Annotated in this window: 13 protein-coding genes; 5 read left to right on the forward strand and 8 right to left on the reverse strand. The window is 71.5% G+C overall.

What is annotated here, in order from left to right; genetic code table 11:
• Positions 1-61 precede the first annotated feature (61 nt).
• The 5 genes from AB0230_RS09670 (at position 62) to AB0230_RS09690 (ending at position 5345) form a co-directional block, all read left to right on the forward strand.
• On the forward strand, positions 62-760 hold the full coding sequence (locus AB0230_RS09670; protein ID WP_315995206.1) for a nucleoside/nucleotide kinase family protein: 699 nt from the start codon (positions 62-64) through the stop codon (positions 758-760).
• A complete protein-coding gene (locus AB0230_RS09675; RefSeq protein WP_363578221.1) occupies positions 757-1533 on the forward strand; it encodes an ATP-binding cassette domain-containing protein in 777 nt (258 codons plus the stop codon). The genes AB0230_RS09670 and AB0230_RS09675 overlap by 4 nt, the downstream gene beginning before the upstream one ends.
• The gene (locus AB0230_RS09680) at positions 1530-2615 is read left to right on the forward strand and encodes an ABC transporter permease (RefSeq protein ID WP_315995208.1); all 1086 of its coding nucleotides are present in this window, start codon (positions 1530-1532) and stop codon (positions 2613-2615) included. The genes AB0230_RS09675 and AB0230_RS09680 overlap by 4 nt, the downstream gene beginning before the upstream one ends.
• A 76-nt stretch (positions 2616-2691) precedes the next feature.
• Entirely contained in the window at positions 2692-3681 is a 990-nt protein-coding gene (locus AB0230_RS09685) for an ABC transporter substrate-binding protein (RefSeq protein WP_315995209.1), read from the forward strand.
• Positions 3682-3881: 200 nt separating this feature from the next.
• Positions 3882-5345 (forward strand): mannitol dehydrogenase family protein, encoded by a 1464-nt coding sequence (locus AB0230_RS09690; RefSeq protein ID WP_315995210.1) that lies wholly within the window; start codon positions 3882-3884, stop codon positions 5343-5345.
• A gap of 108 nt (positions 5346-5453) precedes the next feature.
• On the opposite strand, the gene AB0230_RS09695 is transcribed toward AB0230_RS09690, so the two are convergent.
• The 8 genes from AB0230_RS09695 to AB0230_RS09730 all read right to left on the reverse strand — a co-directional run bounded on the left by AB0230_RS09695 (position 5454) and on the right by AB0230_RS09730 (position 14358).
• Positions 5454-6581, reverse strand: a complete 1128-nt coding sequence (locus AB0230_RS09695) for an alpha/beta hydrolase (protein WP_366375411.1) — start codon at positions 6579-6581, stop codon at positions 5454-5456.
• A complete protein-coding gene (locus tag AB0230_RS09700) occupies positions 6578-7504 on the reverse strand; it encodes a hypothetical protein (protein WP_366375413.1) in 927 nt (308 codons plus the stop codon). The genes AB0230_RS09695 and AB0230_RS09700 overlap by 4 nt, the downstream gene beginning before the upstream one ends.
• Complete coding sequence (locus AB0230_RS09705) at positions 7498-7998, reverse strand: hypothetical protein (protein ID WP_315995213.1); 501 nt, start codon at positions 7996-7998, stop codon at positions 7498-7500. The genes AB0230_RS09700 and AB0230_RS09705 overlap by 7 nt, the downstream gene beginning before the upstream one ends.
• Positions 7995-8591 carry a helix-turn-helix transcriptional regulator gene (locus AB0230_RS09710; protein ID WP_315995214.1) on the reverse strand — a complete coding sequence of 199 codons (597 nt, stop codon included), beginning with the start codon at positions 8589-8591 and terminating at the stop codon, positions 7995-7997. The genes AB0230_RS09705 and AB0230_RS09710 overlap by 4 nt, the downstream gene beginning before the upstream one ends.
• Before the next feature lie 276 nt (positions 8592-8867).
• Complete coding sequence (locus AB0230_RS09715) at positions 8868-10520, reverse strand: alpha-amylase family protein (RefSeq protein WP_315995215.1); 1653 nt, start codon at positions 10518-10520, stop codon at positions 8868-8870.
• Between the two features lie 278 nt (positions 10521-10798).
• Complete coding sequence (locus tag AB0230_RS09720; protein ID WP_363578635.1) at positions 10799-11770, reverse strand: LacI family DNA-binding transcriptional regulator; 972 nt, start codon at positions 11768-11770, stop codon at positions 10799-10801.
• Between the two features lie 279 nt (positions 11771-12049).
• Positions 12050-12937, reverse strand: a complete 888-nt coding sequence (locus AB0230_RS09725; RefSeq protein WP_366375416.1) for a hypothetical protein — start codon at positions 12935-12937, stop codon at positions 12050-12052.
• A 50-nt stretch (positions 12938-12987) separates the two neighbouring features.
• Positions 12988-14358 (reverse strand): FGGY family carbohydrate kinase, encoded by a 1371-nt coding sequence (locus AB0230_RS09730; RefSeq protein WP_366375418.1) that lies wholly within the window; start codon positions 14356-14358, stop codon positions 12988-12990.
• Between the last annotated feature and the right edge of the window lie 18 nt (positions 14359-14376).

Here is a 14376-nt window from a genome sequence, read left to right on the forward strand (position 1 = left end):
CCGGACCGCTCCACCGGCGCAGCACTCCGACGTGCGGCGTCCCCGGAAGGACCACACCGCCGTGACCCGCACCTCGCAGAACGCCGCACCGATCGCCACCGCGACCGTGCACCTCGACGACCTCGTCGAGCGTGCGCGGCTGCTCGCGGCATCGGGCGAGCGCCGCGTGCTGGGACTCGCGGGAACCCCCGGCGCCGGCAAGTCCACCGTGAGCGACGCGCTGCTCGCCGCGCTCGGCTCCGACGCGGTGCTGGTCGGGATGGACGGATTCCATCTCGCGAACGAGGAGCTCATCCGCCTCGGTCGCCGCGACCGCAAGGGCGCCCCCGACACGTTCGACGTCGACGGCTACGTGGCCCTGCTCGACCGCATCCGCGCCGGGCACGAGGTCTACGCGCCGCGCTTCGATCGGGACCTCGAGGAGTCCATCGGCTCCGCGGTTCTGGTGCCCGCCGACGTTCCGCTCGTCATCACCGAGGGCAACTACCTGCTGCACGAGGGATTCGGGTGGGATGCCGTGGCATCCCGTCTCGACGAGGTCTGGTTCCTCGACATCGAACCCACCGCGCGCCGCGAGCGGCTCGTCGCCCGCCGCCTGTCCCACGGCCACCCCCATGACGACGCCGTCGCCTGGGTCCGCGACGTCGACGAGGCGAACGCCCTCGTCGTCGAGCGCGGCCGCCACCGCGCCGACCTCGTCGTCACCGTCTCCGACACCCCCGCCGGGGGCGCCGGCCACCACGAAGGAGCTTCCTCATGAGCACCACCACGGCTGTGCCCGTGCTGCAGGCACGCGGTCTGTCGCGCCAGTTCGGATCCGTCCGCGCCCTCAACAACGTCGACTTCGAGGTCTACCCCGGCGAGGTCACCGCCCTCATCGGTGACAACGGCGCAGGGAAGTCGACGCTCGTGAAGGCCCTGTCGGGCAACCTCGCCGTCGACGAGGGAGAGATCCGGTTCGACGGATCGCCGATCGACATGTCCAACCCCCAGGTCGCCTCGTCGCTCGGCATCGAGACGGTCTACCAGGACCTCGCGCTCGCGCCCCACCTCGACCCCGTGCAGAACATGTACCTCGGCCGCGAGATCCGTCGCCCGGGGCTCGCCGGTGCCCTCGGCTTCATGAAGACGAAGGACATGGCGAAGGCATCGCGCGCGGCGTTCGACGAGCTCGGCGCCACGGTGCGCAGCCTGACCTCGCCCGTCGGCGAGATGTCGGGCGGCCAGCGTCAGGCGATCGCGATCGCCCGCGCCGTCCACTGGGCGTCGCGCGTCGTCTTCCTCGACGAGCCCACCGCGGCCCTCGGCGTGCGCCAGACGAAGAACGTGCTCGAGACGATCCGCCGCGTGCGCGACAAGGGCATCGCCGTGGTCTTCATCTCGCACTCGATGCCGCACGTCATCGACGTCTCCGACCGCATCCAGGTGCTGCGACTCGGGACCCGCGTCGCGAACATCCAGGCCGCGGACACCTCCATGGAAGAACTCGTCGGGCTCATGACCGGCGCCGTCACGAAGGACGACCAGAAGTGAGCGTCAAGACCCCTCCCACCGAGACCGTCGCGATCGGCACGTTCGACGACAACCAGAAGGTGAACCCGGTCCGCCGGATCCTGCGTACGCAGGCCTTCCAGATCCTCCTCGTGCTGCTGGCGATCATCATCGTCTTCAGCATCATCGCGCCCGACTCGTTCGCGCAGTGGACCAACTTCCGTCTCATCATCCAGAACGCCTCGATCCTCGCGGTGCTCGCCGTCGGCATGACCTACGTCATCATCACCGCCGGCATCGACCTCTCGGTCGGGTCGGTCCTGGTCTTCTCCGGCGTCGTCGCGGCCATCGTCATGCGGGCGATGGGCGGCGAGGGCTGGGGCGTCGCGATCGTCGGCATCCTCGTCGCGATCCTCAGCGGCGTGTGCTGGGGGCTGCTGAACGGCTTCCTCATCGCCAAGGCGAAGATCCCGCCGCTCATCGTCACCCTGGGTTCCCTGGGCATGGCCCTCGGTCTCGCGCAGATCCTCACCGGCGGTGTCGACATCCGCGATGTGCCGACCGTGCTGACGGTGTCGATCGGCTACGGCAACGTCTTCGGCAGCGTCCCGATCATCAGCGTCATCGCCCTCGTGGTCGTCGCGATCGGTGCGATCGTGCTGCACTACACGCGCTTCGGCCTCTACACGCTGGCGGTCGGGTCGAGCGAGATCGCCGCCCGTCGCGTCGGCGTCAAGGTCGACGCGCAGCTGATCAAGATCTACACGATCTCCGGCGCTCTGGCCGGGCTCGGCGGCATCCTGTCGCTCTCGCAGTTCTCCACGACCGCGATCGCCGGCCAATCGCAGACCAACCTCAACGTCATCGCGGCCGTCGTGATCGGTGGCACGTCGCTCTTCGGCGGCGTCGGCACGATCATGGGCACCGTCGTGGGTCTGTTCATCCCGGCGGTGCTGCAGAACGGCTTCGTCATCACCGGTGTCCAGCCGTTCTGGCAGCAGGTCGCCGTCGGCGCGGTGCTGATCACGGCGGTGTACGTCGACCAGGTGCGCCGCACCGCCGCCACGCGCGGCAACTCGCAGGGCCTCTGGCGCAAGTTCCTCAGCGGAGGTCGGCGCGGCTGAGCCGCGGCGGCATCCATTCCCTCTCCACCCCTTACCCAACCCGACAGCAAGAACTCACAACAGAACGGTGATCACGATGAAGTGGAACAAGAAGGCGACCGCCCTGACGGTCTTCGGCATGGCCGCGACCCTGACTCTCGCGGGCTGCTCCGGTGGCACGGCCTCGGGCGGTGCGTCCGGCGGCTCCGACGGCGGCTACAAGATCGCGTTCGTGCAGGGCGTCGCCGGAGATGAGTTCTACATCTCCATGCAGTGCGGCATCGAAGCCGAAGCCAAGACCGAGGGCGCCACCGTCACCACTCAGGGCCCGGAGAAGTTCGACCCGACCCTGCAGAAGCCGATCGTCGACGCCGTCGTGGCGTCGAAGCCCGACGCGCTGCTGATCGCGCCGACCGACGTGTCGGCCATGCAGGCACCCATCGCGGCAGCCGAGGCCGCGGGCATCAAGGTCGTCCTCGTCGACACGACGCTCGAGGACCCCTCGGGAGCCGTGTCGCAGATCTCCTCCGACAACGAAGGCGGCGGAGCTGCCGCATTCGAGGCGATCCAGAAGGCGAACCCCAACGGCGGCAAGGTGCTCGTCGTCTCGACCGACCCCGGCGTGTCCACGACCGACGCCCGCGCCCAGGGCTTCGAAGACGCCGTCGCGAAGGACAGCAAGTTCGAGTCGGTGGGTGTGCAGTACTCGCACAACGAGCCCTCGACCGCGGCCGAGATCGTCACCGCCGCGCTGCAGAAGGACCCCGACATCGTCGGTATCTTCGCCGCCAACCTGTTCGCCGCCGAGGGTTCCGCGACGGGTGTGCAGCAGGCCGGCAAGCAGGGTTCGGTCACGATCGTCGGCTTCGACGCCGGTCCCGCCCAGGTCAAGGCCCTCGAAGCCGGAACCGTCCAGGCCCTCGTCGCGCAGGAGCCCGCCACCATCGGCTCCGACGGCGTCAAGCAGGCCATCGCCGCACTGAAGGGCGAGTCCACCGAGGAGAAGATCCAGACCGGCTTCACCATCCTCACCAAGGACAACATCAACGGCGACGGCAAGGACGCGGTCTACAAGTCCTCCTGCTGACCCACCTCGGATGCCGGGACCCCCGCACACGCGTGAGGGTCCCGGCATCCACCCCTCCCCTTCCCCGGTTCGGGGCGGCTTCCTCACCTCGGGGCGCGTACCTCACGCCCCACGTGATGAAACACGTCCCAAACCCCGGGGCACCCCCCGACGCGACGAGCACGCCCCGAACCTCCCGCCCCACCCACACGGAGCCCCGCATGACCGAACTCACCGCCGCCGCCCTCCCCTCCCTCGCGGCGGACGTCTCCGTTCCGACCTACGACAGGTCGGCCGTGCGCTCGCGCATCGTGCACGTCGGCGTCGGCGGGTTCCACCGCGCCCACGAGGCGATGTACCTCGACAGGCTCCTGGAGGCCGGGCGCGGCGACTGGGGACTGTGCGGGGTCGGGGTGCTACCGTTCGACGCCGCGATGCGCGACGCCCTCGCCGCCCAGGATCGGCTCTACACGCTCGTCACCACCGCTCCCGACGGGTCGTCCGCGGCCCGCGTCGTCGGCTCGATCGTCGACTACCTCTTCGTCCCCGACGACCCCGAGGCGGTCGTCGCCAAGCTCGCCGATCCCGACACCGCGATCGTCTCGCTCACGATCACCGAGGGCGGCTACGGCATCGACGACGCCACCGGCGGCTACGCTCCGCGCGACGAACCCACCCTCGCCGACCTCGACGGGGCCCTGCCTCCGCGGAGCGTGATGGGCCTGCTGACCGAGGGGCTCCGCCGACGGAGGGATGCCGACATCCCGGCCTTCACGGTCATGTCGTGCGACAACATCCAGGGCAACGGCCACGTTGCGCGCGCCTCCCTGCTCGGGTTCGCCGAGCGTCTCGACCCGGAACTCGCCGCCTGGATCGCGCAGAACGTGTCGTTCCCCACCTCCATGGTGGACCGCATCACCCCGGTCACCACCGACGAGACGCGCGCGTCCATCGCCGAGGAGTTCGGCGTCGACGACCGCTGGCCCGTGCGCTCGGAGTCGTTCGCCCAGTGGGTGCTCGAAGACGCCTTCCCCCTGGGGCGTCCGGCCTTCGACGAGGTCGGCGTGCAGCTGGTCCAGGATGTCGAGCCGTACGAGCTCATGAAGCTGCGGCTGCTGAACGCGTCGCACCAGGCGATGAGCTACCTCGGCATCCTGTCGGGCGCGCACTACGTGCACGAGGTGTGCACCGACGAGCTGTTCGTCGCGTTCCTGCAGGGCTACATGCACGCCGAGGCGATTCCGACGCTGCGACCGGTGCCCGGGATCGACCTCGACGCCTACTGCGACGAGCTCATCGCGCGCTTCGGCAGCGAGGCCATCCGCGACACGCTCGCGCGTCAGGTCGTCGACGGCTCCGACCGGCTCCCCAAGTTCTTGTTGCCCGTCGTCCGAGAGCAGCTCGCCGCCGGGGGCCGGATCGACCACGCGGCCCTCGTGCTCGCGGGGTGGAGCGTGTTCCTCGAGGGGCGCACCGAATCGGGCGAGGAGACCCCCGCGGTCGACAGTCGGCTCGACGAGCTGCGGGCCATCGTGGCCGACGACCCGGCGGCGCTGCTCGACTACGCGCCCGTCTTCGGCGACCTCGGGCAGGACGCGCGGCTGCGCGAGGCCTATCTCGCCGCCCGCGCGCTGCTGGCCGAGCGCGGCGCGCGCGGTGCGATCGCGGCGGTCGTCGACGCCTGAGTGCTGCGGCGGCCGCGACCCGGTCGAACCGAGGTCGCCGAGCCCGTCGAAGCCACCGGAACCCGCCACGCCCCCGGTCCCTCCGCCAAGCTCGGGACCTTTTGCGGCTCAGCGGGCGCGGAGCCAGCGGGCGATCGCGTCGTGGAAGCGCTCGGGCTCCTGGTTGGCCTCGTTGCAGTGACCGGTGGCGTCGAAGGCGACCAGCTCGGCATCCGGATGCCGTTCGACGAACGCCACCGATCCCGAGAACGGCACGACCGGATCGACGCGGCTGTGCAGGATGATGGTCGGCACCCCCGGCCCGGGCCGGCCCTCGCCCACCCACGTGAGGGCGCGCGCGTCGACCGACTCGACGAGGCCGAGGGCCCGCGCCCCGATGCGGCTCGCGAGCACGCGCATCGACGCGGCGGCGACCGTGCGCGGCAGGTGCGCGTTCGCGACGGCGTTGTCGACCACCCGGGGCCAGTCCAGCGCCGGCGCGACGAGGACGAGTCCGGCGATCGCCTCGCGGTGCGCCGAGTGCTCGAGCGCGAGCATCGCGATCGTGCCGCCCATCGACCAGGCCACGAGCACGATCTCCCGGGCACCGCGCGCGAGGGCGTACGCGATCGCGTCGTCGACGTCGCGCCACTCGCGCGTTCCCAGGGTCGAGGGCAGGGCGTCGGCGGGGGCGCACTCCTCGTCACCGGCGTACGACACCACGAGCGCCATCCATCCGGCATCCACCGCCGCCGGCGCCGAGCGAAGCGCTCCGTTGCGACTGGAGCGCAGCCCGTGCACATGGATCGTCCAGCGGCCGTCGGCGGTGTCGGGGTCGCCGATCTCCCACGCCTCGGCGACGCCGCCGCGCCGCAGCGGCACGGAGACGTGCCGCGTGGGCCCGACGTCTTCGGGGGAACCGATGCTCTGCGAGGTCCAGGTCGCCACGGCCTCACCGTCGACGAGTCCGTCGGGACGCGACGCGAGCTCGCGCACGACCCGGTCCTTCCCGACGCGCAGCGGTTCGCCGACGACCACGTGCCGACCGTCGTCGAGCCACAGGCCGTAGGTGCCCGGCTCGCGGCTCTCGAGCGTGGCCGGCACGGTGACCGTGCCGCCCGAGAAGGTCACGGGTGCGTAGACCTTGGCGGCGCGCGGGGCGATGAGTCTTCGCGCGACGTAGCCGGCGAGCGCGGTGTGGGCGAGCGCCACGGTGGCGACGGCGATGCCCGTGCCGAGGGCGAGGGGGCGGATCATGGGCGGGCTCCCGTGGATCGGCGGGTGAGGTGGGCGTCGACGTCGTCGAGGAGCTCGCGCTCCTGAGCGCTCAACGGCGACGAGGTGGCGATGGCGTCGTCCTCGACGGCCACGCGCAGCGCGTGCAGGCGCGTGTCGACGAGGGGGTCGTCGGCGAGGCCCGGCAGGCCCGCGACACCGCGCCGCCGGGCCACGGCGCCGAGATCCTCCAGCAGCGCCTCGCCCCGCCGACGGATGCGGCCGGTCACGCGCGAGGCGCGGAAGATGCCGATGACGAAGGCGAGCACGCCGAGGTAGAAGAGCGGGTCGAAGAGCGCGCTCACGATCGGAACGGGGGCGAAGAAGCGCGTCAGGGTGAGATCGGCGATCTCGCTCACGCAGCCCAGCACGATCCCGATCGCCCCGGCCCGGAAGAACCAGCGCACGCCCGGGAGCGAGACGTGGGCCGAGACGCACAGCAGCACCCCGACCAGGGCGATGCCCGCCATGTGGACCACCCCGTAGACCCACGCGCCCGTCGAAGTGGCGGCGGCGTCCTCGATGAAGCGGAACGACGTCGACCCGCGCTCGGGCAGGGCGACGAAGAACACGACGGCGAACACTCCCGCGAGCAGCGCCGGGAAGCGCCAGCGCAGTGTCGAGACGCGCGCCGTCACGGGGGCGATCCCGGCCTGGATGCCGAGCCACAGCGCCACCATCGTGAGCACGCCCTGCACGAGCTTGAGGATGTTCGTGCCCCCGAGCAGGCCGTCGAGCACACCGAGCGGGATGACCGTGCCCTGGGTCAGCAGTGCGATGGCGCCGACCAGGCCGGCGAGCCATGCGATGCGTGCCCGCGGCTGACGCCGAGCGGCGCGCGCACGGCCCACCACGAGCAGCAGCAGCGCGACGAGGGCCGCGTCGATGAGGAGAACGGTCACCACGATGACTCGGCCACCCGGGGGCTCGCGTACAGCAGGCGGGAGATGCGGTGGGCGACGTGCTCGGCGACGAGTTCGGCCTCGACTTCCGGCGTCGTCAGCGTCGGATCGTCGTACGGCGTGATCGAGGAGCGTTCGCGTGCACCCCGCTCGTGGAGGGCGCCGGTGCAGTGCGCGTCGTCGAGCAAGTGGCCGAGCTCATGCGAGGCGGCGAACTGGCTGTACAGCGCCGCATCCGATGCGCGCACGTGGATGCTCGCCTCTCCCCTGTCGGCGAACAAGGTGAGGTAGCCGGTGAGGGTCCCCCATCCGCTCGTGTCGGTCTCGCGGATCACCCGGAGACGGATGCCGACGGCTCGCTCGACCGCTCGCACCACGTCGTCGAACCCCATATCGGCCGTCAATCGCGCGCGGGCGATCGCCCGATCGGCTCGCGCCCGCACTCTCGCCTGCATGTCCTCCGCAGCCACCGCTCTCCCCCCGTCGCGGTCGCTCATGTCGCCGGCGGCCTGCTTCGCAGCGACTGGGCGATGGCGCGCAGGGCGTCGGGCGACATCTCGCCGAGAGCCCGGAACTGGATGCTGCTGGCTCCGGCCTCGCGCATCGCGTCGCGCAGGTCGAGCTCGGCATCCGTTCGATCCGTCACCGCGGCATCGGTGTAGTCGGTGAGGTACTCGGTGGGCACGTCGCCCCAGTGGGTGATGAGCCGCAGGACCTCTTCGTCGAGCACGACGCTGGTCGCGCCCTCCGCGAGCAGCGCGCGCGCTCCGTCCGCGGCCTGCGGGTCGATGTCGTCGAGGTGCGCGAGCAGGTCGTCGGCGGTGGCGGTCTGCGCGGAGATGAGTCGTCGGACGCGGGATGCCAGGGGCCCGGCCGGCACGCGCATCTCGACCCGCGGCGCCGTGTCGGGGCTGGCGAGGTCCTCGGGCGTGACGCCGAGCGCCACCGCGAGGGCTTCCAGATCGTTGGTGTTGTACGGCAGCGACAGGCCGGCGCGCGACTGGTAGTAGCTCTTCGTCATTCCGGCGCGGCTGAGCAGCTCGCCGACGGTGAGCCCCTTGGCCCTCCGCAGGCGATCCACGTTCGCCACCACTCGACGGGAGTACCGGGAGGGTGGTCCGACTGCGCCGCGACCCACAGTCCGATCGTAGACGACCCTCCGTTTCACCTACGGTCGTATTTACGATCACCCCTCGGGTGCTAATTACGACACGCTGTGCTTGTATGGATCAGACCGCGCGCGGGGCGGACGTGGGGGAACCCCTGCGCGCGAGCGATCGGGAGAGGCTTCCCGATCCGGTCGGTGACGGGCGCGGCACCATTGGGGGGTGCCGCGCCCGATCACTTCCGCCTGCCCCCGCGTGCGTCAGGCGATGCGCCGCTCCCCCGGCCGGATCACCCGCCACCACCGGTAGCCGTACCCGTCGAGCGACACGTCGAATCCGGATCCGTCGAGCGTCTCCGCCCCCGCCGCATCGTCGAGCAGGTTCACCACACGCCATTGCTCGGCATCCGCCCCCTCGATCTCGAGGCGGAACGTGCGCCCGTCGGGTGCGAAGTTGTGCGCCGCGACGAACAGGCCCAGCTCACTGGTGAGCGAGTGCGCGAGCACGCAGCTGTGGGGTTGATCCAGGATGCCGAACTCCCCCCATCCGATCTCGGGCGAGGCGCGGTAGTGACGCACGAGGTTCTGCACGAATCTGAGCATCGAGTCGGGATCGTGACGCTGCTGGGCGACGTTGACGTGCTGCGGCCCGAACCCGCCCGGAACGATGTCGGCGATGAGGTCGTCGGCCGTCGAGAAGCCGGCGTCGGGGGCGCCCGTCCATTGCATGGGCGTGCGGACGGCGGCGCGACTGCCCTCGATCTCGGGGTTCTCTCCCATGCCGATCTCCTCGCCGTAGTACAGCACGGGCGCTCCCGGCAGCGAGAACATGAGGCTGTAGACCATGCGGATGCGGCGCGGATCGCCCTCGAGCATCGCCGGCAGCCGCCGCGTGATCCCCCGCCCGTGGATGCGCTGCCCCGGCTCCGGGGCGAAGGCGGTGAAGACCTCTTCGCGCTCGGCCTCCGACAGCTGATCGAGGGTGAGTTCGTCGTGGTTGCGCACGAAGTTGCCCCACTGGTTTCCCCGGGCGATCTCGGGCCGCGACTCCAGCGCCTCCCGCAGCGGCGCGGCGTCCTGACGCGCGAGGGCGAGGTAGAGCCGCTGATTGGCGACGAAGTCGAACTGCATCGTCAGCTCGTCGCCGTCGGCGTCGCCGAAGAAGCGCAGCTGCTCGTCGTAGGGGAGGTTGACCTCGCCGAGCATCATGGCGTGACCGCTGCGGCGCGAGACGTAGCCCCGCAGCGCGCGGAGGAAGTCGTGCTCGGGGCCCTCGTCGCCGTCGATGAGGTGGGGCACGGCATCCACGCGGAAGCCGTCGATGCCGAGCTCGAGCCAGAAGCCGATGACCTTGGCGATCTCCTCGCGCACCTCCGGATGGTCGGTGGCGAGGTCGGGCTGGTGCCGGTAGAACGAGTGCTTGTAGTACTGCCCGGCGGTGTCGTCGAAGAACCACACCCCGTCCTCGACGTCGGGGAACATGCTCGCCGGAGCGTCGTCGGGCACCTCGTCGCGCCACTGGTAGAAGTGGCGGTAGCGGCTGTCGGGGCTCTGCCGCGCCTGCTGGAACCACGGATGCCGGTCGGAGGTGTGGTTCACGACGAGGTCGACGATCACCCGCATGCCGCGGTCGTGGGCGGTGCGCAGCACCTCGACCATGTCGCCGGGCGAGCCGTACCGCGCATCGACGCCGTAGTAGTCCTCGATGTCGTAGCCGTTGTCGCGCTGCGGCGAAGGGTAGAACGGCGCGAGCCACAGGCACGTCACCCCGAGTTCGGCGAGGTGGTCGAGCCGCTGCGCGAGGCCGCGCAGGTCGCCCACGCCGTCGCCGTCGGCATCCAGATAGGTCTTGACGTCGAGGTTGTAGAAGACGGCGGTCTTCCACCACAGGTCGCTGGTGTCGGTGAGCCTCACGACGTCACCTCCGTCCGAGCGGCGGTGCGGCGTTCGGAGCGCGGGAAGGTCGTCATCGGAGCCCTCTTCTCGGGAGCGGTGGCGTTCTCTGACTGCCTTTCCTATCGCGCCCGCCCGATCGTGGACGGGCTCTTGCCCCGGCCCGGCCATTGTGCGTCGACGCGTCCGCGACATTCCTCGCACCCCGAACACGGGTCCCTGCGCCCGCCGAAGGGACCGGTGGCCGCGTGCCCCGGTGGCTTCGACGAGCTCAGCCGCCTCGCGAGAAGCGGAGGGGGTCAGAGCGCGCAGGACTCCCGCTCGACCAGCGACACGTCGATCACCGTCAGCTCGTCGAGACCCAGGCCGGCATCGGGCTGCAGCCGCGCGAACACACGCTCGGCGGCGAGCGCGCCGATGCGGCGCGGGTCCTGGTCGATCACCGTGACGGAGGGGGTGAGCGTGTCGGCCATGGGGAAGTCGCCGAAGCCGACGAACGGCAGCGGATCGCCGCGCAGCACGTGGGCGAGCGCCATCGACGACCGGGCGTTGGCGGAGAACAGGGCCGTGGGGGGCTCGTCGAGGCCGCGAAGACGCTCGAGAGCGGATGCCGCCGATGCGCGGTCGGAGACCTGCGAGGCGACGAGTCGCTCGTCGACGTCGACGCCCGCATCGCGCAGCGCCCGCCTCCAGCCCTCGACGCGCTTGGTCTCGGTCGAGAGGTGCACCATGTCGCCGACGTAGGCGATGCGGCGGTGCCCGTGCGAGAGCAGGTGGGTGGTGGCCAGGTGAGCGCCGGCTTCATCGTTCTCGGTGAACGTGTCGGTCAGCAGTCCCGCCGGCGCACGGTCGACGAACACGATCGGCGTATGCCCGCGCCACCGCTCGAGCCACGAGTGGTCGGTGCCGACGGGGGCGATGACCAGTCCCGTGAGCTGGCGACCCAGCAGCGACTCGAGCGCGGGCCTCTCGTCGTCGGGGTTCTCGCCCAGGCTCGTGACGAGGGTCGACAGGCCATGGCGGCGCGCGGTGTCCTCGACCGCGCGGGCGATGGCGGCGAAGAACGGATCGACCACGTCGGGGACGGCGACCCCGATGACCGAGGCGCGGCCGGCGCGGAACGTCGTCGCCAGGGCGTTGGGGACGTAGTTGAGCTCGCGCATCGCGGCCTCGACGAGGGCTCGCGTGTCGGGGAGCACGTGCGGATCGTCGTTGAAGACGCGCGACACGGTCTTCGTGCTCACCCCGGCGCGCTGAGCGACGTCGCGCATCGTGGTCACGAGGCACCTCCGGGGTTCGGGCGAGTGGGGGCTTCGACGTGCCACCCTATCCGCCGGACCGACCGCGCGCCCCGCACGGCGGCACGGACGACGGGCGCCGAACCCCCGCGCGCCGCGGGGGTGGGCGCCGCGCGACCGGCGTCGCGGATCGACCCGAGTGCCCGCCCGGCACGGCGGCATCCGTCTTCCGCGTGCACCCGCGGGGAGCCGGTCCGAGGGGAGTCGGACGCGACCGGACGACGCAACCGGTGCCGGGCGGACGGGCTCATGTCAGCGGCCGTCGACGGCGTCGGCGAGCTCGCGCAGGCGCGGCAGGGCGCGGCCCGAGAGCAGCTCCTCGCGGCGGTCGGCGTCGATCGAGAGGCTGTCCTTCCACAGCGACCGGCCGGCCATCGCGCCCGAGGCGCCGTTGGCGACGGCCGTGCGCACCTGCTCGATGAACGTCTCGTGGTCGACACCGGCCGACAGCACGGCCCACGGCACGCCCTGGGCGGCCTCGGTCACGCGCGCGCTCGCCTCGGCCGAGCCGGGGTACTGCAGCTTGAGGATCTTCGCGCCGCACGCGACGGCGAGGCCGGCTCCGTCGACGACGAGGTCGGCGAACTTCTCCGCGTACTCCTCGTCGCTCTCGCCCTCGAGCTGGTACGTGAGCAGCTCGACGATGAGCAGCAGGCCCTCCTCGTCGCACGCCTTCACCAGGTCGCGGATCTCCTGCGCGACGCGGGAGTCGGCATCCTGCTTGTCGGGGCGCGTGTACCAGAGCATCTTGGCCACGTCGGCGCCCTGCTCGCGGATGGAGTGCGGCGTGGTGCCGGGAACGAAGCGCGTGTACTTCAGACCGTCGACCGTCTCGGCACCCGAGGCGTCGAGACCGACGACGAGCGCGGTGTCACGGGCGAGCACGCCGTCGTGGACGATCTGCGGCAGCGCGACCTCGGGGTCGAGCAGGATCGCCGGCGCGTGGTTGGCGAGGTGGCGGACGAGGTCGGCCTTCACCTCGGCGAGCTCCTCGCGCGAGATCCCGTCGGAGCCGTTGGGAGCGTCCTTGATGGCGGCCTTCATGCCGTTGCGCTGGTCGGCGGCGACGATGAGCATGTGACCGTCGGGCGTGCTGATCGACTGCAGCGCGCGGCGCTCGATCGTGGTGAGTGCGTTCATGATCTCTCTTCTCTGGGGTTCTCGCGCGCGGGTGGGCGCGGGTGGTCTGTTCAGGAGGGGACGGATGCCGAGACGAGGCGCCGCGCCATTTCGGCGGCTCCCCACGCGACGTCCTGCTCGCGGGTGGACAGGGACGGATCGGGGAGCACCTCGGCGCGGGCGCGACGGACGGACGCCATTCCCGCCCACCCGCCGGTGAGGGTGGAGTGGGTGGCGGGAGCCACCTCGCGGTCCATCGCCGCGATGAGCGCGGCGACCTCGTCGTTGCTGTGCCGCAGCACCGCGCCGAAGATCTCGGCGGGGCTCGCCTCCGTGTGCAGCGTCAGCCGCAGCACGCCGTCGTCGTTGCGGGCGCCGGTGACCTCGATCGCCCCGGCCGGCAGCTCGCCCTCGTACGGGAGCGCCATGACCGCGTCGTCGAGCGCATCACGGCCCGCGCGGTCGCTGACCCCGGCGGCGTGCAGCGCGCGGCGCAGCAGGAGACCGGTCTTCACCCCGGCGACGAGCACGTGCTTGCCCGGGACGACGTGGCGGACCTCGTTGATGAGCGCGTCGGCCAGTCGTCGGCGCGCCGCGAAGCCGACAGGCGCATCGAGCACCCTCAGCAGCACCTCGGCCGTGCCGAGCGAGACGTGGTAGCCGTCGGCATCCAGGGTGCCGTTGGCCTGAGCGGCGACGAGGTGGTCGTGCCCGGCGACGGTGAGCGCGGCCCCCGCGACGCGGGGTCCGAAGGCGGCGGATGCCGTGCCCCAGGCCGTCCCGCCTCCCCGCAACGGCGGCAGCAGCGCGTCGTCGACGCCGAGCGCCTCGAGCATCGCCGGCCAGGCGGCGCCGGAATCCTGGTCGATGAGGCCGGTGCGCGAGGCGAGCGAGAGCTCGAGAGCCACGTCTCCGCCGAGGGCGGCGACGACGAACTCGGGCAGGTCGAGCCAGCGCAGGCCCGTGAGGTCGGTGCCCTGGTCGCGCAGCCATGCGAGCTTCGCGACGCTCACCTGGGCGCCGAGCGGCAGGCCGGTGCGGCCGGCGAACTCGTCGCGCACCTCGGCGGGGAGGGCGGCGATCTGCTCCCACCCGCGCGGGTCGAACCACGCGAAGCCGGGTGCTGCGGCTCGACCGTCGACGTCGATCAGGATGCCGGTCTCGCCCATACCCGCCACGGCCAGGGACGTCAGCGCAACGGACGTGACAGGGGCGAGCTCGGCGTCGACGAGATCGATGAGCGCGCGGACGGATGACCGCAGGTCGTCCGCGTCGATGTCGGTCGTGCCGCCCGGGCCGACCCGCCACGGGGTGGGCACCTGGGCCCCCGCGATCTCGGTGCCGGCGTCGTCGACGACGAGCATCTTGATGCCCGTGCTGCCCAGGTCGATGCCGCCGTGGAGGCGCGACTGCTCGGCATCCATGTCACCGGTGTCTTGCATGAGCGGCCGTCCTCTCCG

It is taken from the genome of Microbacterium sp. NPDC089190 (genome assembly GCF_040701795.1).
In the GTDB taxonomy this organism is placed as follows: Bacteria; Actinomycetota; Actinomycetes; order Actinomycetales; family Microbacteriaceae; genus Microbacterium; species Microbacterium galbum.

Bases quoted from the DNA above. Each gene is read 5' to 3' on its own strand.
- AB0230_RS09675 (WP_363578221.1), top strand. From the start codon at position 757: ATGAGCACCACCACGGCTGTGCCCGTGCTGCAGGCACGCGGTCTGTCG.
- AB0230_RS09685 (WP_315995209.1), top strand. From the start codon at position 2,692: ATGAAGTGGAACAAGAAGGCGACCGCCCTGACGGTCTTCGGCATGGCC.
- AB0230_RS09690 (WP_315995210.1), top strand. From the start codon at position 3,882: ATGACCGAACTCACCGCCGCCGCCCTCCCCTCCCTCGCGGCGGACGTC.
- AB0230_RS09695 (WP_366375411.1), bottom strand. From the start codon at position 6,581: ATGATCCGCCCCCTCGCCCTCGGCACGGGCATCGCCGTCGCCACCGTG.
- AB0230_RS09705 (WP_315995213.1), bottom strand. From the start codon at position 7,998: ATGAGCGACCGCGACGGGGGGAGAGCGGTGGCTGCGGAGGACATGCAG.
- AB0230_RS09720 (WP_363578635.1), bottom strand. From the start codon at position 11,770: ATGCGCGACGTCGCTCAGCGCGCCGGGGTGAGCACGAAGACCGTGTCG.
- AB0230_RS09725 (WP_366375416.1), bottom strand. From the start codon at position 12,937: ATGAACGCACTCACCACGATCGAGCGCCGCGCGCTGCAGTCGATCAGC.
- AB0230_RS09730 (WP_366375418.1), bottom strand. From the start codon at position 14,358: ATGCAAGACACCGGTGACATGGATGCCGAGCAGTCGCGCCTCCACGGC.